Annotated in this window: 15 protein-coding genes and 2 riboswitches; of the genes, 4 read left to right on the top strand and 11 right to left on the bottom strand. The window is 63.9% G+C overall.

All coding sequences use genetic code 11. The features are described 5' to 3' along the window. Positions 1 to 42: 42 nt before the first annotated feature. The 9 genes from fdhD to LN996_RS06450 form a co-directional block, all read right to left on the bottom strand. Entirely contained in the window at positions 43 to 933 is an 891-nt protein-coding gene (fdhD, locus tag LN996_RS06410) for a formate dehydrogenase accessory sulfurtransferase FdhD (RefSeq protein WP_231339600.1), read from the bottom strand. Between the two features lies 1 nt (position 934). Further along, positions 935 to 3,241, bottom strand: coding sequence for an FdhF/YdeP family oxidoreductase (locus tag LN996_RS06415; protein ID WP_231339601.1), 2,307 nt, complete (start codon positions 3,239 to 3,241; stop codon positions 935 to 937). Between the two features lie 51 nt (positions 3,242 to 3,292). Then, positions 3,293 to 4,651 (bottom strand): molybdopterin molybdotransferase MoeA, encoded by a 1,359-nt coding sequence (locus LN996_RS06420; protein ID WP_231339602.1) that lies wholly within the window; start codon positions 4,649 to 4,651, stop codon positions 3,293 to 3,295. Then, on the bottom strand, positions 4,648 to 5,553 hold the full coding sequence (locus LN996_RS06425) for an NTP transferase domain-containing protein (protein WP_231339603.1): 906 nt from the start codon (positions 5,551 to 5,553) through the stop codon (positions 4,648 to 4,650). The genes LN996_RS06420 and LN996_RS06425 overlap by 4 nt, the downstream gene beginning before the upstream one ends. Before the next feature lie 42 nt (positions 5,554 to 5,595). Beyond that, the gene (locus tag LN996_RS06430) at positions 5,596 to 6,096 is read right to left on the bottom strand and encodes an HNH endonuclease (RefSeq protein ID WP_159703451.1); all 501 of its coding nucleotides are present in this window, start codon (positions 6,094 to 6,096) and stop codon (positions 5,596 to 5,598) included. Positions 6,097 to 6,313: 217 nt separating this feature from the next. Then, positions 6,314 to 7,087: an NlpC/P60 family protein gene (locus tag LN996_RS06435; RefSeq protein ID WP_231339604.1), complete on the bottom strand. Its 774-nt coding sequence runs from the start codon at positions 7,085 to 7,087 to the stop codon at positions 6,314 to 6,316. Positions 7,088 to 7,187: 100 nt separating this feature from the next. After that, a complete protein-coding gene (locus LN996_RS06440) occupies positions 7,188 to 7,931 on the bottom strand; it encodes a C40 family peptidase (RefSeq protein WP_268825373.1) in 744 nt (247 codons plus the stop codon). Between the two features lie 4 nt (positions 7,932 to 7,935). Then, positions 7,936 to 8,117, bottom strand: a riboswitch (cyclic di-AMP (ydaO/yuaA leader). A gap of 125 nt (positions 8,118 to 8,242) precedes the next feature. Further along, positions 8,243 to 9,073 (bottom strand): M23 family metallopeptidase, encoded by an 831-nt coding sequence (locus LN996_RS06445; protein ID WP_231339605.1) that lies wholly within the window; start codon positions 9,071 to 9,073, stop codon positions 8,243 to 8,245. 4 nt (positions 9,074 to 9,077) lie between these two features. Beyond that, positions 9,078 to 9,319, bottom strand: a riboswitch (cyclic di-AMP (ydaO/yuaA leader). Positions 9,320 to 9,504: 185 nt separating this feature from the next. Continuing rightward, a complete protein-coding gene (locus LN996_RS06450; protein WP_231339606.1) occupies positions 9,505 to 10,200 on the bottom strand; it encodes a metal-dependent transcriptional regulator in 696 nt (231 codons plus the stop codon). Between the two features lie 293 nt (positions 10,201 to 10,493). On the opposite strand from LN996_RS06450, the gene serC reads away from it, so the two are divergent. Next, positions 10,494 to 11,624: a phosphoserine transaminase gene (gene serC, locus LN996_RS06455; RefSeq protein WP_231339607.1), complete on the top strand. Its 1,131-nt coding sequence runs from the start codon at positions 10,494 to 10,496 to the stop codon at positions 11,622 to 11,624. A gap of 177 nt (positions 11,625 to 11,801) precedes the next feature. Here the strand turns inward: serC and LN996_RS06460 are convergent, their stop codons facing one another. Both LN996_RS06460 and LN996_RS06465 read right to left on the bottom strand, forming a co-directional pair. Next, on the bottom strand, positions 11,802 to 12,416 hold the full coding sequence (locus LN996_RS06460) for a DUF3027 domain-containing protein (protein WP_231339608.1): 615 nt from the start codon (positions 12,414 to 12,416) through the stop codon (positions 11,802 to 11,804). A gap of 8 nt (positions 12,417 to 12,424) precedes the next feature. Beyond that, positions 12,425 to 12,808 carry a cold-shock protein gene (locus LN996_RS06465; protein ID WP_011773749.1) on the bottom strand — a complete coding sequence of 128 codons (384 nt, stop codon included), beginning with the start codon at positions 12,806 to 12,808 and terminating at the stop codon, positions 12,425 to 12,427. A gap of 238 nt (positions 12,809 to 13,046) precedes the next feature. On the opposite strand from LN996_RS06465, the gene LN996_RS06470 reads away from it, so the two are divergent. From LN996_RS06470 to LN996_RS06480, 3 genes are read left to right on the top strand one after another with little or no spacing between them, the layout of a single operon-like run. Beyond that, positions 13,047 to 13,262, top strand: coding sequence for a hypothetical protein (locus tag LN996_RS06470; RefSeq protein WP_231339609.1), 216 nt, complete (start codon positions 13,047 to 13,049; stop codon positions 13,260 to 13,262). 53 nt (positions 13,263 to 13,315) lie between these two features. Then, on the top strand, positions 13,316 to 15,778 hold the full coding sequence (locus LN996_RS06475) for a helicase-associated domain-containing protein (protein ID WP_231339610.1): 2,463 nt from the start codon (positions 13,316 to 13,318) through the stop codon (positions 15,776 to 15,778). Between the two features lie 55 nt (positions 15,779 to 15,833). Then, positions 15,834 to 17,492 (top strand): DNA repair helicase XPB, encoded by a 1,659-nt coding sequence (locus LN996_RS06480; protein ID WP_231339611.1) that lies wholly within the window; start codon positions 15,834 to 15,836, stop codon positions 17,490 to 17,492. Positions 17,493 to 17,600 lie beyond the last annotated feature (108 nt).

Raw genomic sequence — 17,600 nt, forward strand, 5'->3', positions numbered from 1 at the left:
AAAATCTACGTTGTTCCAGCTTAATAGCCAAGTGATTGCCTGCTATCCCCCGACGACCTGCCGCTCCGATTCGACTGTTTCCCCGACGATCCTGTCCCGTCCGGCGTAGACGTTCAGACTGTGTCCGCGGCTGAACCCCGCCAGCGTAATTCCGGTTTCCTCCGCCAGATCCGCCGCGAGGCTGGACGGCGCACTGACGGCGGCCAGAACAGGAATGCCGGCCATGGCAGCTTTCTGGACGAGTTCAAAGGATGCCCTGCCGGATACCTGGAGCACTGTGCCCCTCAACGGCAGCATTCCTGCACGCAAGGCCCAGCCCACCACTTTGTCCACCGCGTTGTGCCTACCCACATCTTCGCGGAGGCACAGCAGCTCGGTGGTGCCGTCGTCGTGGATCCTGAAGAGGCCGGCAGCATGGACGCCGCCGGTCTTGTCGAAGACCGCCTGCGCCTCCCGGAGGCGGTCCGGCAGGGCTGCAAGCGCCCTGACCGGGATGGTGACGTCGTCTTCCTTGGGACTGTGATGGGAGGACTTGCGGACGGCGTCGATGGAATCAGTGCCGCAAATCCCGCACGAGCTGGACGTGTAGACGTTGCGCCCGGTGTCAGGTTTCACCACGTCAGGCCTGAGCTGGGCGTCCACCACGTTGAAGGTCTGCACACCGTCTTCGTTCTCCCCCGCGCAGAACCGTTCGGAGATCAGCTGCGAAGGTTCCCACACGATGCCTTCCGAGACAAGGAATCCCGCCACGAGGTCGAAGTCGTCCCCGGGGGTGCGCATGGTGACGGAGAAGGACATGTCCCCCAACCGGATTTCCAGGGGCTCCTCCACTGCCAGCACGTCCTCCTTGAAGCGGACGGGATGCTCCAGTGCCTGTGGCGAGCCGTCCAGGACAAACTTGTGCACCTTGCGGCGCTGCGTCACTCGTCCCATGTCAGGATCCGTTCTCTTCATTCTTGACGAAACGCACGGTCATGGCCTTGTAGCCAGGGGTGTTGGATTCCCGGGCCACCAGCTCGCGGTGCACCAATGCGTTGGCTTCGGGGAAGTACGCTGCGGCACACCCCTTGGCCGTGGGGTACCCGATGAGCCTGAACTTGTTGGCACGCCGTTCCGTCCCTGCGAACGTGGAAATGACATCCACCAGGTCACGGTCCTTGAATCCCAAATCCTCGATGTCTCCGGGGTGCACCAGGATGACCCGGCGTCCATCGGAAACGCCCCTGTACCGGTCATCCAAGCCGTAGAAGGTGGTGTTGTACTGATCGTGGCTGCGGACCGTCTGCAGGATCAAGTGACCGGCAGGGGCTTCCAGGTACTCAAGTGGCCGCACCGAGAACCGCCCCTTGCCGATGTCCGTGGCGAAGGTGCGGGTATCCCTGGGCGGGTTGGGAAGGACAAAACCGTTCTTGGTCCGGACTCTGGCGTTGAAGTCCTCAAAGCCCGGAATGACCCTGGCAATGTGGTCGCGGATCACGTCGTAATCCTCTGCCATGGCCCGCCAGTCGACGCTGTGGTTCTCACCCAGTGTCGCCTGTGCCATGCGGGCCACGATCACCGGCTCGCTCAGCAGGTGATCCGAGACCGGCTCCAGCCGGCCCTGCGTTTTATGGATGACGGACATGGAGTCTTCCACCGACAGGAACTGCTTTCCCTTGGGGTGTTTGTCATCCGTGTCCGTCCGCCCCAGCGTGGGAAGGATCAGGGATGTCTTGCCGTGCACCACGTGGGCGCGGTTGGGCTTGGTGGAAATGTGGACGGTGAGCCCGGCGTTCCTCAGCCCCTGTTCCAGGGCCGCCGTGTCCGATCCCGCGGCTGCGAAGTTTCCGCCCATGGACACGAAGACCTCCACGTCTCCCTTTTCCAAGGCGTGCTGGGTTTCCACGGAGTCATAGCCGTGGTCGCGCGGCATGTGGAAGCCGAATTCGGCGTCCAACGCGGCCAGGAACGGTTCCTTGGGTTTCTCCCAAATGCCCATGGTCCGGTCACCCTGGACGTTCGAGTGTCCACGGACGGGGCACGCACCGGCCCCGCGCTTGCCGAAGTTTCCCTGGAGCAGCAGGAGGTTGATGATTTCCCGCAGGGTATCCACCGAGTGCGGCTGCTGGGTCAGTCCAAGGGCCCAGCAAATAATGGTCGCCTTGGACGCGGCCATCATGCCGGCAGCCTTGGTGATTTCTTCCCTGGTCAGCCCTGTTGCCCGTTCTGTTTCGTCCCAGTCCAGCACCGAACGCGCTTCCCTGTAGGCCGCGAACCCTTCGGTCTGCTGCTCAATGAAGGAATGGTCGACGACGGTGCCCGGGTTTCGCTTCTCTTCCTCCAGGAGCAAGTGGCCCAGCGCCTGGAACAGCGCGAGGTCGCCACCGACCTTGATCTGCAGGAACTCATCCGCGATGGTGGTGCCGCCGCCGATGACGCCGTTGAGGGATTGCGGATCCTTGAAGTTCAGGAGGCCGGCCTCGGGGAGCGGGTTGACGGCTACAATCTTTCCGCCGTTGTTCTTGCAGTCGCGGAGGGCGGACAACATGCGGGGATGGTTGGTTCCCGGGTTCTGGCCTACTACCAGTACCAGCTCAGCGTGGTGGATGTCCTCCAGGGAAACAGTGCCCTTGCCGATGCCGATGGTTGGGTTGAGCGCGCTCCCGGAGGATTCATGGCACATGTTGGAGCAGTCCGGCAGGTTATTGGTGCCGAGGCTTCGTGCAAACAGTTGATACATGAAGGCCGTCTCATTGGCCGTCCTGCCGGAGGTGTAGAAGACGCACTTGTCCGGCGTGGTGGCGTTGACGTGCTCGCCGATCAGGGCGAATGCCTCGGTCCAGCTGATGGGCGAATAGTGAGTGTCGCCCGGTTTGATGACCACGGGTTCCGACAATCTTCCCTGGCTCCCCAGCCAGTACTCCGTCTTATCCTCAAGGTCGGCCAGGGAATGTTTCGCCCAGAATTCGGCACCGACGGTCCGGGTGGTGCTTTCCTCGGCGATCGCCTTGGCCCCGTTCTCGCAAAATTCAGCGGGACTGCGCCTTCCGGTTATGGATTCCGGCCATGCACACCCGGGGCAGTCAAAGCCATCATGCTGGTTGACCCTGAGCATGGACCGGACCGTGCGGGCCACCCCGGCCTGGGCGTATCCCCGTTCAAGGGCAACGGTGACGGCTTTAAGGCCTGCCGCAGCTTGTTTGGGCGGATGGATCTGCAGGTCATCTTCGTTGATGTCCTGTTCGGGAGCATGCCTGTTCATGAGTCCATCATTGCACTTTGTGGGCACCGACCAGGAGGCTGGCCCCGGCCCTCATGCGTCTAGGGCACTCCAGTCCACCGGACCTGGCGGGGTCTTCTTTTGGCTCCGCGGCGGCGCCTTGCGGGGCTTGTCTTCAGGTGTCTTCGGCGCGGGCAACGGTTTGCCCCACGGCAAGGCAAAGGCCGGGACCAGCTCGCCCAGTTGGACTCCGTGCGGCGGTACCACCATGACCCCGTCCGCACCGGCCAGGCCACGCATCATTCCCGGGCCAGCATGCTGTGCCGGCGACGCCAAGCCATACACCAGTTTGAAAGGCATCAGGCGGGTCCGTCCGGGCTCCGCGTCGATCATCGCTCCACAAGGAACTTCGCCCACTTCCTGGAGGCTTCCGTGGCCCAACGCAGCCAGCAAGGGCGCCCCCAGGGTAAACAAGGCCATCATCGCGGCAAGCGGATTTCCAGGCAGACCCAGGACGAACCGGCCATCGGGCAACTCCGCCAACACGGCCGGATGTCCAGGCCGCATGGCAATACCGTCGATCAGCAACCGGCCACCAAGTTCTGCCACCGCCCGCCTGAAGTGGTCAGTCCCCGAACGCCCTGTCCCGCCGGTCGTAATGACGACGTCGGCAGGCGGTTCAGTTTCTGCGTACGGTTCGTCTGCGCTGAGTTCCTCGGGGGACGGCTCGGTGTCCTGAAGTGCGGCGAGCCACTCCCCATAACTGTCGCCCACCCTGAGTTGCTCCCCGGCGATACCGCCCAGGAGTTCCACCACGGCGCCGAGTTGCGGGCCGAAGGTGTCCCGGACCTGTCCAGGCCGCGGGATACCTTGGGCCACCACCTCCGAACCCGTCAAAAGGAACCTGACCAGTGGTTTGCCCATGACTTCCACGTGATCCAGGCCTGCCAACGCTGCCAGCGCGATGTGCGCCGGGTTGAGCACTGTCCCGGCTTTGAGCAGGACATCACCCTCGGCTGCCTCTTCTGCAGCCCTGCGGATGTGTTGGCCGTTGCGCGGCTCCCCCGGTTTGGCGGTGCCGCCCAACGCAAGGACCGGAAGGCCGTCGTCGTCCGTAGTGATGACGCCACTCTCGCTGCGCAGCACGGCCTTGGCCCCGGGAGGTATCAGCCCACCGGTAACAATGGGACTGGCTTGGTGAGGCGCAAGCCTCTGGCCCGGCTCACTGAGTATCCACGGGCCGCTACCATTGACGGCCCAGCCATCCATGGCGGAAGAAGCATAGTGGGGCATGTCCTGCACTGCCAGGGCATCCGATGCCAAGGTGCGGCCAAGGGCAGACCCCAGCGGGACCGGGCCTGGCGGGATGGGAGCAGCGCCATCGAACGCGCGCTGCCGAGCCTCATGCCACGTGTGTGCCGCGTGATGGCCCTCGTTGGGGGCCTGGGTCATTCGGCGCCAGCCCCGGACTCCGAGTACTCTTGGGCAACTTTGCGGGCCAGGTCCAAGGCAGCGTTCATGGACGCGTCGTCGCTGGCCTGGCCAATGCCGCGGGCCATGCCGGCGGCGTATCCGGCGATGAACGTGGTCAAGGGTGCGGCGGGGCGCACCACTGAATGCGCAGCAACGCCAGCCACTGCCAGGACCTCGTTAACGTCCACTTCAACGCCTTCAAGCTCAAACGCCTGCAGCAATGTGCGGCACCATTCCTCGAGCGTCTCTTCCTGGCTCTTCACGTGCGCCTCCAACTCGTAGTCAATGCCCAAGGCCGCTGCGTCCTCCCACGTGTCCACGTCATCCGTAGAGCCTGCGGGGACGGCAACGTCCAGCACATTCAGCCTAGCAAGCAGCCGGAACACTGAAGAGTTCGTTAACCCGGAACCTTGCGAAGCTACGCCTACCTCCCGTTCCATGGCTGCGGTGCTGTAGGCGCCCAGCAGCGGTTGCTTCCGGCCGTCCGCGGAGACCGCCATGGCCCCCTCCACCCCGGGCTGTGAGGCAAGTGCTTCCCACAGGAGTGCAACGCCACGGGAGGCATGCGGCATATCGCAAGCCAGGACAAGCGTCCACGGAGCGCCCATGCCGTGGTTCTTCAACGCGGCCAAGCCCGCTGCAATCGCAGCGGCCGGACCCGCGTACGCCGGTTCCTCCCGCGCCCTCAGCACATTGTCCGCTAGCAGCACACCGCCGGATCCTGAAGCATCGGGCCCTACGACTACCACGGCTGCGGCACCCCGGACTGCCTGCAGGGCATGCGAAAGGAGCGACGCGCCGTCGTACGTCAGCGACGGCTTGGGCACGCCTCCGAGGCGGGTGGCCCTGCCTCCCGCCAAAATCACGGCGTTGAACTCCATCCGCCCAGATTACCCGGACGTCCGGAGGTCAGCAGAAATCGATCAGGCAGCGGATTCCGGCAACAGGAACGGGTCCCAGTCCGGCGCAGGTTTCTCGAGTTCTTTGATCTGCCACATGGTTCCCTGGGGCACGCCGGGCTTGAAACGGAGTTTCCAACCCATTTCGGCCAGCGTGTGGTCGCTCTTGGCGTTGTTGCATTTCAAGCACGCCGCAACCAGGTTTTCCCAGGAATCCGCGCCGCCCCTGGACTTGGGGTGGACGTGGTCTATGGTGTGGGCTGTTTTCCCGCAGTAGGCGCAGTGGTGACCGTCGCGGCGAAGGACCCCGCGGCGACTCACGGCAGTAATCCTGTTGTACCGGGGACGGATGTAGCGGTTGAGGAGGATCACGGATGGTCGTCCGAGAATCTCCTGTGGCCCGACGACAGGCTCGTCGCCTTCGGCCACAACGCTAGCTTTCCCAGTGAGCACAAGGACCAGCGCCCGGCGGAATGTTATTACCGCCAGCGGTTCATATCCAGCATTCAGAACGAGTGTGCGCATGCACGTACCTCTTCACGGCCGCACCCGTCAGGGGCACGAGGGCCGGCTGCCCTCTGCTTGTACGGGCTGTGGATCGACAACATAAGGGTAAGCACTTATATGCCGTATCCACGAATCTTTCTGCCGTTTCGCCTGCGGTGTCGGCAAGAGTTCATGCGCGGTTAAAGCAGAACACCCCGCCGGCCGGAGCCTGCGGGGTGTTCATGATGATGTGGGATCAGCCGTTGACGCGGATGAAAACCGGGCCGGAGCCGACGTTGACGCTGAACAGTGCCGTGGTGGATCCGTTCCATCCACCATGGACTGCCATGCCGTTGCCAACGTAGACGGCGATGTGGGCCTGTCCAGCCAAACCACCGTTGGCGTAGTAGGCGAGGTCGCCGGGCTGCGCTTCTGCTGCACTGACCGTGCGGCCCAGGGACAGGTAACCAGCGGGCCAGTCGTGGAAGTTGATGCCAACGGCGGCCAGGGAGTTGGTCACCAACATGGTGCAGTCCTGGGTGACGCCAAGCTGTGCGTAGGCGGCAGCAGCGATTGCTGCACCAAGGCCGCTGGCAGCTGCCGGAGCCTTTGCCGCCGGAGCCGCAGTGTTGACGGCGACCGTAGCGTTGCCGGACGTTGCTGTGCTCTCCGTGGCCGCCTTGGTTTCAACCTTGGCCGGAGCCTTCTTCACTACCGGAGCCGGAGCTTCCACCGTGGTGACCACGGGGCGCTCGTAGGAGATGGCAACCGTGGAGTCCGCAGCGATGGTCGCCTGAACTACCGACTGGACGTCAAGGGTGGACGTCGAGGTGGACTCGCGGTCCACCTTGGTCTCGGCAGCGTTGGCAGCAACACTACCGGTCAGGACCAGGCCTGAAGCTGCGGCAATGACTGCTGCCTGGCGGCCAACGCCACCGGCGTTGTCGCTGACGGCCTTGGCGATGACGGCAAGCGAGCTGGTCTTGGGGGCCTCAGCGCGATGCCGTGCAACTTTGTTTGCACTGGTCATGGTTTTCTCTTTTCATATCCGCATGCAGTTGGGGTACACGCGGCTAATCGGCGCGCCAGCACTTGGGGGGCATGCTGGCGAACCTCGAACCGGATTGTTTCTAGCGGAGGGTGAAGAAGGAGGACGTGCCGGTGGAGGCAGCCGAGTGCAGGAGCGTGCCCTGGCCCGGGTTCAAAGCGCTGATCATCATGCCGTTGCCAACGTAGATGCCTACGTGGGCTCCGCCGTTCTGCATGACCAGGTCACCGGGGGCCGGAGTACTGGTGGGCTTCATGGCCGTCCAGGCGTTGACGCGCGGGATGCTGATGCCAGCCTGTGCGTAGACCCACTGGGTGAAGCCGGAGCAGTCCCATCCGTTGGGCGTTGTGCCGCCCCAAACGTACGGGTGGCCAATGCCGGTGTAGGCGATGGCAGCGAGGCCGGAGGCCGCGGCGCTGGAAGCAGCGTCCTTGGCTTCGGACGACTTGGCGGTGACAGCACCTGCTGCGTCCTGCGTGCCGTTTGCAGTGGCCCGCTGGGTGGTCTGCGAAGCGCGCTGGATCTTGGGGGCTTCCTTGGTGGCCACAACGGGGCTTTCAAAGGAAACGGTAGCTGTGGGCTCCGCGGTGACGACGGCGGTGGCAACCATCTGCTGGGTGCTGGAGGCTTCCGACTTGGAAACGTCGGTGTCAGCTGCCTGTGCCGGCAAGCCGACGCTGAGGACGAGGCCTGATGCTGCTGCCAGAACGACGGCCTGGCGGCCAACGGTACCGGCATTCGATGAAACAGCCTTGGAAAGCGTGTTCAAGGGGTTCGTACGAACCGATTCGGCGCGGTGGCGCGCAGGGGTAGTGCGTGATGACACGTAGGTAGCCTCTCCCAATGCCTGCGAGGTGAGCTGTCGGATTCGGATGGGAGTCATCCGGCCGCGCTGCTTCAAGGAAGCTTTGCGACTTAACCCCAAGGCCTTCTTTCGAAGACCAGAAGTGGTTCCCCCGCCCCTGCCAGACGATTTATGCGAACGGACCTCGAGTGGTGGCAGAGCTAGGCAATCCACTCAAGTGCACCGGCCCCCTAAAAAGCCGATGCGCTTTGTACGGTACAACAGTTGAACGCGAATGTCACATTCAGGTCACGGGGTGTGTCACGAATGCGAGAGACAACCATCAACTGGCCTTAGAGCCAGCCCATGGGGTCGACAACTTCACCATTGACCTGGACCTCAAAGTGGAGGTGGCAGCCGGTGGAAGCGCCTGTGGTGCCGCTCAGTGCGACCGTATCGCCGCGGCTGACCGTCTGGCCCACCTTGACGGTGAAGGATGACAGGTGGTTGTACGTGGTTTCGAGGCCATTCCCGTGGTCTACCACCACGCGGTTGCCTCCGCCGTACTCGTGCCATCCAGCAAAGGTGACCTTGCCGCTGGCTGCCGCATGTACGGCGGTGCCGCACTGAGCCACGAAGTCCTGGCCGCGGTGGAAGTCGCCGGCGCCGCCCGTGAGGGGGCTGACGCGGTAGCCAAACGGGGAAGCTGTGGTCAGCGTGTCCAAGGGGCTGGCCATGGTGCCCGCCGACGAGGCCCGCTGGATGCTGCCCGCGGACTGCGCACTGAGCAGTTGCTTCAGCTTTCCGTCGGGGTCGGCTGCAGTGGCAACGGCAGCGCGGCTGAAGTCGATCTTGGCGGATGCGGCTGCGGAAACCTCGGGCTGGCTGCCACCGGTGACGGCAAGGGCCGACTCGGTTTGGCCTGATTCCGAGGTGGCCATGACGGGGCTCGTGGCCGGCAGACCGACAGTCAGGGCGAGTCCGGTGGCGGCAAGCGCAACTCCGGCCTTCTGCCCGACGCCACTGGCTGCGGCAAAGTCGGCTACCTGGCGCAACGGGCTCTTACGGCGACGCACCTGGCGCTCGGTGTCGCGTGGCCGGATCTCCGATACGACGCGGGCTGGCCGCAGCTCAGCAGCGGGGCCGGACGCGCGGCGGCGGCCCCTGACGTTCTGCGTTGTCAAACTCTGTTCCTCTCTAAAAAGCCTGCGAAGTTAGCTGTCGGATTCGGGTCAGAGAGTTCAAAGACCCGGTCCGCACGAGGCGCTCACGGCACACAGGTATCCAAGGAAGGACTTGCGTCAGTGGGCACTTCTGCTGCGGACTTCACCCCAAGGCTGCTTCTTTAGACAGCCGCTTGTGGTTCCCCCGCCTCTGCCAGTGGTGGATGACACACCTGTTCCGCTGGCAGAGCTCGGCTCCGGAACAGGTAACGCTTTGGTATCAGCGCTAGTAGATAACTATAGGGGATTAAGCCCCGCAGTAATAAATTCGTTATCAACAGAAACGCACGTGGCGCGGCAGGCCCTTATCATCAATCCTGAAAAACCGCAGGTCACACGCGCGCCAAAGCCGCGAAAGTGAGATATGACACGGGTTGGGTACAGGCCAGCCCTCAGCTGACGGATACGAAGACGTGTGCCGCAACTTCCGGCGGAAGCTCCAGCGCGCCCTCGATGCCGGGAACCCGGACGGAGATGTACTCGCCGACGCGCGCCAGCGAGACTGTTGCGCCTGGACGGATTCCACCTTCGTCCAGCTGCGTGAGGAGTTCAGGTTCCACCTGGATGGGCTCCGCGAGGCGGGTTACCGCCACCCGGGAATCTGTGGCATAGCCGTCCATAGCCTGCAGGAGGTTGACGTCAATCCGGGACAAGGGCTGGCTCGCAAGGCCGCCAAGCGCTTCAAGTCCGGGGATGGGGTTGCCATACGGGGATTCGGTGGGGTGTTCCAGGAGCTCGTACAACCGGCGCTCCACCCGCTCGCTCATCACATGCTCCCACCGGCACGCTTCATCATGGACGTAGGCCCAGTCCAGGCCGATAACGTCCGCCAGGAGCCGCTCGGCAAGGCGGTGCTTGCGCATGACCTCTGTGGCACGCTTCCGTCCAACCTCGGTAAGTTCCAGGTGGCGGTCGTTGGACACAACCACCAGGCCGTCGCGCTCCATGCGTCCGATGGTCTGGGAAACCGTAGGTCCGGAGTGCCGCAGGCGCTCGGCGATGCGGGCCCGCAACGCCACGATGTTTTCTTCCTCAAGCTCCAAAATGGTCCGAAGATACATCTCAGTGGTATCGATCAGATCCGTCATCCAGCTCAGCTCTCCTCGAACGCAGTTCCTTGCGTAATCTCCACCGTACCGCGTCCCTTGCCGGTGCGGACGGTGTGCACCGCCGCCCCATGAACGCCAACCCCCAGCCTAGCTTATTTGGAATTACTCTGGATAATTCCGGTCGCATATGGTTCGTCCATATTCCACGTGGCGGACTATGACGGCCACAGGTTCCTGCCCCCGGGCCACGTCAGGCAGAATTGGGGTGTCGAAGGGGCAGTTGATGCCACCTGCCACGACCCATCTCTAGCCGATACCCATTGGAGCCACACGTGAGCGACAACAGCATCACCATTCCCGCCGATCTGCTGCCCAAGGACGGACGCTTCGGCGCAGGACCGTCCAAGGTCCGCCCGGAGCAGATCGAGGCCCTGTCTGCCGCGTCGTCCACCATCCTCGGCACGTCACACCGCCAGGCACCGGTGAAAAACCTGGTGGGGTCCGTCCGGGAAGGGCTCAGCCAGTTCTTCCGCGCACCCGAGGGCTATGAGGTTGTCCTCGGCGTTGGCGGCTCCACGGCATTCTGGGACGTCGCTGCCTTCGGACTGGTGGAGAAGAAGGCCCAGCACCTTTCCTTCGGCGAATTCGGATCGAAGTTTGCCGCCGCTACCAACAAGGCACCGTTCCTTGATGCATCGTCCATCATTAAATCCGAGCCCGGCACCCGCCCGGTGGCACAGGCCGAAACGGGCGTCGACGTCTATGCCTGGCCCCAGAACGAGACCTCCACGGGTGTAGCTGCTCCCGTAAAGCGCGTGCAGGGGGCCGACGAAGGCTCCCTCGTCCTGGTGGATGCCACCTCGGCTGCCGGCGGCCTCGACGTTGACGTTGCCGAGTCGGATGTCTACTACTTCGCCCCGCAGAAGAACTTCGCCTCCGATGGTGGACTGTGGCTGGGCCTCTTCTCCCCCGCCGCCCTGGAACGCGCCGCGCGGGTCAAGGCCAGCGGCCGCTGGATCCCGGACTTCCTGGACCTTCAGACGGCCATCGACAACTCCAAGCTGAACCAGACGTACAACACACCGTCGTTGTCCACCCTGGTGACGCTGGACGCCCAGGTGCAGTGGCTCAACAGCAACGGCGGCCTGGACTTCGCCAGCAAGCGCACTGCGGACTCGGCCAACCGCATCTACTCGTGGGCAGAGGCTTCGGACTACGCGACGCCGTTTGTCACCAACCCCGAAGACCGCTCCAATGTCATCGCCACGATCGACTTCGACGATTCCATTGATGCCGCAGCCATCGCCAAGGTCCTGCGCGCCAACGGCGTGGTGGACACCGAGCCTTACCGCAAGCTCGGCCGCAACCAGCTGCGCATTGCCACGTTCGTCGCCATCGAACCGGACGACGTTTCCGCACTGCTCGCCAGCATCGACTACGTAGTGGGCGAACTGAAGAAGTAGCAACACCGGCTGTGGTCGGCGTCGTTCGGTAAGTCCGGACGGCGCCGCCGCTGTTTAAGGCGCAGTTCGGTGTCCAAGGCGCAGTTCGGTGTCCAAGGCGCATCCAGTGGTTAAACAGCTGAAGGTGGACATCAGTGTCCACCTTCAGCTCCGTTCACCCCGGGATTACCGCAACGCTTATTCGGCACCGGTTTCGTCGTCGTCATCTTCACTGCCTGCGCCGGGTTCGTCGGAATCGGCGTCCGCGTCAGCCGGTTCCGTGGCCTCGTCTTCGTCCGCTTGAACGGACTCCTCCGTGACGTCCTCCACGGTTTCCTCCACCAAGGGCGTCTCATCCTCGGGACGGACACGCTTGGCCCATGGCACCCATTCAGGGGCCAGGATGGAATCCTCTGAGGGCAGCAGGCCCAGTTCGCTCACGGTCACGATCTTGGATCGTGAATTGCGGGTCACCACGGCATACCACTGCCAACCGCCATATCCGGCAAGCCTGGACTCAAACAGGTGGGTGACAACGCGGTCGCCCTCCGATTTGGCACCGAGGTGCGGCCCGACCTCACCGGGATTGGCAATGCCCTCCACGGCCTCGCGCGCAGTGTCGACGGCGGCAGCAAGGAACGCGTCCGGCTTCCCGGTGCGCCACACGGGCAAGCCGGCCCGTGACTTGTCCGCAACGGGCTTCCGCGCGGGGGCTTCCCCGTTGCCAGGAGCCTGGGCAGCGTCAGGACCGGCCGCAGGGCTTGCCTCGGCGTTCCTTCCGGCCTTTGTATCCTGTGCGGATTCCGATGTCATGGCCGGTCCTAGGCTTCCAGCTCGTCGGCAACCTTGCGCAGCGCCATGCTGATGGCTTTTGCCTTGTTGCCGTCAGGGTACTTGCCGGACGACAAAGAACCCGAGAGGTTGTCCAGTACCGTCACCAGGTCCTGCACCATTGGCGCGAGGTCCCGGGCGTTCATGCGCTTGGCCTTGGCGATGGACGGGGTCTTTTCCAGGACACGCAGCCCCAGCGCCTGCGCGCCGCGGCGGCCATCGGCCACGCCGAACTCCACGCGGGTTCCGGCCTTGAGCTCCGTTACGCCCGCGGGCAGGGACGTCTTGGGCAGGAATACTTCCTGGCCGTCTTCAGCCGCGAGGAATCCGAAGCCTTTTTCCTTGTCATACCACTTGACCTTGCCGGTAGGCACGTAATCAACCTTCTTCGTTCTTGCTTTTGGGAGACACGTCGGGCCAAACACCGCATCCGCAGGGTTCTGCGGGATCGAGGGTGACAGCCCGGTCCGTGTTGGTCTGTTCCTTCAAGGTTATCCTGCCTGGCCCGCTATTCCCGCTTTGCCGCGATCAGGGAGGACAGCAGCCGTACCCGAACAGCATCGAGGCAGCCGTAATGCATCCTGTTCCGGTGCTGCTGCTAGCGTTGGGGGCATGACTTCCCAGGGTTACCGCCGCCCCCTCATGATCATCGCCGCCGTGATCGCGGTAGCCTCCCTGGCCGCCGTCGGGGCCGTCATGGCGATCGCCTACAACGGTGGTGCGGCACCGGTTTGGGTCACCTACACAGCCCTTTATGGCTTGCCCGTGGCCTTCATGCTGGCGGTGGTCCTGGTATTGGACGCGGTTCGCCAGCGCCGCCGTCAGTAACCAGGTGAGCTGCCGGCAGGCACCAGCGGCCGCGGGGCGGTAACGTTGGATTGATGTCCCTTATACGCGCGCTCAGCAAGGAACTGGAAGCGCGCAGCGACAATTCGCTGCGGGCCTTGTTTGCTGCGCGACCGGACCTGATCTCCCCCATGGCGCCGGACTTTGCCGCCTTGGCTGCGAGGGCGAGTGCCCGTGTCAGTGTTCAGCGGGCCTTGGAACGCCTGAACAAGCCCGAAATGCAGGTCTTGGAGACACTGCACCTGTGTACCAACGCCGATACCGGGCACAGCATTTCCGCAGCAGGACTCAAGAAGGTCATTGCCGGCTCCACCCTGTCGGCGCTGGACCCCATCCTTGCCAAACTGCAGGAGCTGGCCCTCATCCACCGTGCCGATCCGCCGGCCGGTTCGCCTGCCACCTCGTCCCGCCAGCGCTTCTACCTTCCAGTAGGCAGCCTCAAGGACGTCATCGGAATCTATCCGGCAGGTTTGGGCAGGAGTTATACGGAACTGGTCCGTCTGCAGCCCGCCTTTGCCCAGCGCGTGGTGCAATTGGTGGCCGAACTCCAGCAAAGCGGCGCTGGCATCCACCCTGCCAGCACTCCCATGGATGCAGCCCTCGCGCTCCAGCGTTGGACCTCCACACCGGATAACCTGCGCGCGATCCTGGCGACGGCACCGGAGCGGACCGTGGGCCTGCTGGACAAGTTTGGCAGTTGGGCCATGGGCGCAGTACCCCAAGCACAGCGGCGGGCGTCCGTCACCCACGAAAGCCACGACGTCGGGCCCATCGACTGGCTGTTGGCCCGCGGCCTGCTTGTTCCCCTGGATGCCGGCCATGTTGAACTGCCCCACAGCGTGGGACTTGCCCTCCGTGGGGGTGCGATCGTGGATGACTTCACGCTCTCGCCGCCCGTTCCGGAGCTGGGCCACACCAGCGCTGCCTTGCGGCGGAACGCTGCGATGGGTGCCATTGCGGAGATCCTGCGACTGACCAGCGAGCTGCTGTTCGCTGTGCGGGAGCAGCCCCTGTCCACCCTCAGGAGCGGCGGTGTGGGCGTGCGCGAACTGCGGCGACTGGCCGAATCCGTCCGCATGGGCGTGCATGAAACAGCGGTCATCCTTGAACTGTGCGCAATGGCCGGGCTGCTGCGCCTGGACGTCGACAGCTCCACGTGGGTGCAGCCACCGTCGCTTGAATGGCTCAACCTTCCCCGGCAGGAGCAATGGCTCTGGCTGGTCAATGCCTGGCTGGCCAGCGAGCGTGCACCTTCACTGGTGGGACAACCACTCACGGGTCCGTCGTCGGCCGCGCATCAAGGAGCCGCCGGCACCACCATCAATGCGCTGTCCGCGGAAGCGCAGCGGCCTGACGCTCCTGTCGTCCGACGCCGGGTCCTTGAGATCCTGAACGAACTCACCGTAGAAGCCGCCGCACCGGACGGCAAAGCGCCCGTCCTGGATGCCAGGGCCGTCCTGCAACGGGCTGAATGGTCCCAGCCGCGAATGTCCCGCCGGTTCAGTTCCCTGGTCCGCGGCATCCTCGAGGAAGCCACGCTCCTTGGCTTGATGGGTTCCGGTGCCCTGACCCAATTGGGTTCGGCCATTGCCGAGGCCCAGCCCGAACACGCACTGACCATCCTCGGCGAGCATTTGCCGGCCGCGGTGAACCACATCCTCCTGCAGGCCGACCTGACAGCCGTCGCACCCGGATACCTTGCGCCGGAGCTGAGCGAGACGCTCCTGTTGATGGCCGACGCCGAGGGGCAGGGGCCGGCGTCGATCTACCGGTTTTCTGCCACCACCATCCGCAGGGCGCTCGACGCCGGACAGGATGCGGAATCGCTGTTGGCGTTCCTCCGGGAGCACTCGGCCACGGACGTGCCGCAACCACTGGCGTACCTCGTGCAGGACACGGCGTCGCGGCATGGACGCCTCCGGATCGGCACGAGCGCCAGCTTCATCCAAAGCGATGACGAAACGGCCATCACCGATCTCTTGAATGAGGCCCGTACGTCGGCTTTGAGCCTGGTGCGCATAGCTCCCACCGTCCTGACGTCGTCCGCGAGCCCCCGTGAAACGGCGCGCGTTCTGCGCGAGCTGGGACTTTCGCCCGCCGTGCAAGAGGCCGAGCCCGCCGTCGTGCGTTTCAAACGGACAACAGCGGTGCCCGGCAGCGCCCGCCCTGTGTACACGGCGCCACGGACGGCACCCCCGGACGACGACGTCGAGGCACAGTTGTCGGTCCTTCGCCAGCACCGCGGAGTGCGGTCCGAAGCGGCGGGCGAAGCGTCCACGCAGCTGGGCCTGGAGACCTTGCAAACGGCCATCCGGCTCAAACAGGCGGTCACCATGAACGTGGTGGACAGCCTGGGGAATGCCAACACGGAAACCGTTGTTCCTGTATCCGTATCCGGTGGACGAGTCAGGGTGTTCGATCCCGCCAAGGACACCGAACGGGTTTTGTCCATCCACCGGATCATCGATGTGGAGCCCGCAGGCGAACTGCGGTCATGAAAACCGCGCCGTTCCCAAGACCGCCGTTCCAAAAAAGCGCAGTGAGGATTCAACAGTGACCGACGGTCCGCTGATCGTACAAAGTGACAAGACCATCCTGCTGGAAGTCGACCACGAGCTCGCTACCGAGGCACGACACGCCATTGCGGCCTTCGCAGAGTTGGAACGCGCCCCCGAACACATGCACAGCTACCGGCTGACCCCGCTGGGACTCTGGAATGCCCGGGCTGCCGGGCTGGATGCGGAGCAGGTACTGGACACCTTGCTGAAGTACTCCCGCTTCCCGGTTCCGCATGCCTTGCTCATCGATATTGAAGAGACCATGTCCCGCTACGGCCGTCTGCGGCTGGAGAAAGACCCTCAACACGGGCTGGTGATGCGTACCGATGACTACCCCGTGCTGGAGGAAGTCATCCGTGCCAAGAAGATCGCTCCCCTGCTGGGTCCGCGGATCGATGGCGAAACCGTGGTGGTGCACTCCTCGCAGCGCGGCCAGCTGAAGCAGCTGCTCCTCAAATTGGGCTGGCCGGCGGAGGACCTGGCCGGCTACGTGGACGGGCAACCACACCTCATCATGCTGGACGAAAGCGGCTGGCAGCTGCGTCCTTACCAGAAGCTGGCCACGGAGAACTTCTGGGCCGGTGGCAGCGGCGTCGTTGTACTCCCCTGTGGTGCCGGCAAGACGCTGGTAGGTGCGGCAGCGATGGCGACATCCTCCACCACCACGCTGATCCTGGTCACCAACACCGTCTCTGCACGGCAATGGAAGGACGAGCTCCTCAAGCGCACTTCCCTGACCGAGGACGAGATCGGTGAATACTCCGGAGCAGTCAAGGAAGTCCGCCCCGTGACCATCGCTACTTACCAGGTCCTCACCACAAAGCGTGGAGGCCTGTATCCCCACTTGGAACTCGTGGACGGCCACGATTGGGGACTCATCATCTACGACGAAGTCCACCTGCTGCCCGCCCCGATCTTCCGCATGACCGCCGACCTGCAAGCCCGGCGTCGCCTTGGCCTCACGGCAACCCTGGTCAGGGAGGACGGACGCGAAGGCGAGGTCTTCAGCCTGATCGGGCCCAAACGGTACGACGCACCGTGGAAGGACATCGAGGCCCAGGGCTACATCGCACCCGCCGACTGCGTGGAAGTCCGTGTGGACCTGCCCCGGGACGAACGCGTTGCCTATGCCATGGCCGACGACGCGGACAAGTACCGGCTCTGCGCTACCTCGGAAACAAAGACCAAGCTGGTGGAAGAGCTCGTTGCGGTCCACAAGGGTGAACAGTTACTGGTGATCGGCCAGTACATCGATCAGCTGGACGAGATCGCCGAGCGCTTGGATGCTCCCCTGATCAAAGGCGAAACCACCGTCAAAGCCCGCCAGAGGCTCTTCGATGCTTTCCGCAAGGGTGAGATCCACACGCTGGTGGTCTCCAAGGTGGCCAACTTCTCCATCGACCTTCCGGAAGCATCTGTAGCCATCCAGGTATCCGGCTCCTTCGGCTCACGCCAGGAAGAGGCCCAGCGGCTGGGACGGCTCCTGCGTCCGAAGCAGGACGGCCGTGCCGCCCGCTTCTACTCCCTGGTGGCCCGTGACACCCTTGACCAGGATTTCGCAGCCAAACGCCAACGCTTCCTGGCCGAACAGGGCTACGCCTACCGGATCATGGATGCCAAGGACGTGGGCAAGGACGTGGGGCACGAACAGTAAAGCCGGCTGGGAAGCAATAAACCCTTGCTATTCATCTCCAGCGAATTTACGATTCCAAGTGAAGCTCTCCGCCCTTAATGGTTGCCCTTGGTCCAGGCATCCTGGCGG

Origin of the sequence: Arthrobacter sp. AK01 (assembly GCF_021109375.1) — a bacterium.
In the GTDB taxonomy this organism is placed as follows: Bacteria; Actinomycetota; Actinomycetes; order Actinomycetales; family Micrococcaceae; genus Arthrobacter.

What these genes read in the sequence shown, in the direction of transcription:
- LN996_RS06470 (WP_231339609.1), top strand. Translation starts at nt 13,047, where the DNA reads ATGACTTCCCAGGGTTACCGCCGCCCCCTCATGATCATCGCCGCCGTG.
- LN996_RS06460 (WP_231339608.1), bottom strand. Translation starts at nt 12,416, where the DNA reads ATGACATCGGAATCCGCACAGGATACAAAGGCCGGAAGGAACGCCGAG.
- LN996_RS06420 (WP_231339602.1), bottom strand. Translation starts at nt 4,651, where the DNA reads ATGACCCAGGCCCCCAACGAGGGCCATCACGCGGCACACACGTGGCAT.
- fdhD (WP_231339600.1), bottom strand. Translation starts at nt 933, where the DNA reads ATGGGACGAGTGACGCAGCGCCGCAAGGTGCACAAGTTTGTCCTGGAC.
- LN996_RS06430 (WP_159703451.1), bottom strand. Translation starts at nt 6,096, where the DNA reads ATGCGCACACTCGTTCTGAATGCTGGATATGAACCGCTGGCGGTAATA.
- LN996_RS06435 (WP_231339604.1), bottom strand. Translation starts at nt 7,087, where the DNA reads ATGACCAGTGCAAACAAAGTTGCACGGCATCGCGCTGAGGCCCCCAAG.
- LN996_RS06415 (WP_231339601.1), bottom strand. Translation starts at nt 3,241, where the DNA reads ATGAACAGGCATGCTCCCGAACAGGACATCAACGAAGATGACCTGCAG.
- LN996_RS06450 (WP_231339606.1), bottom strand. Translation starts at nt 10,200, where the DNA reads ATGACGGATCTGATCGATACCACTGAGATGTATCTTCGGACCATTTTG.
- LN996_RS06475 (WP_231339610.1), top strand. Translation starts at nt 13,316, where the DNA reads ATGTCCCTTATACGCGCGCTCAGCAAGGAACTGGAAGCGCGCAGCGAC.
- LN996_RS06425 (WP_231339603.1), bottom strand. Translation starts at nt 5,553, where the DNA reads ATGGAGTTCAACGCCGTGATTTTGGCGGGAGGCAGGGCCACCCGCCTC.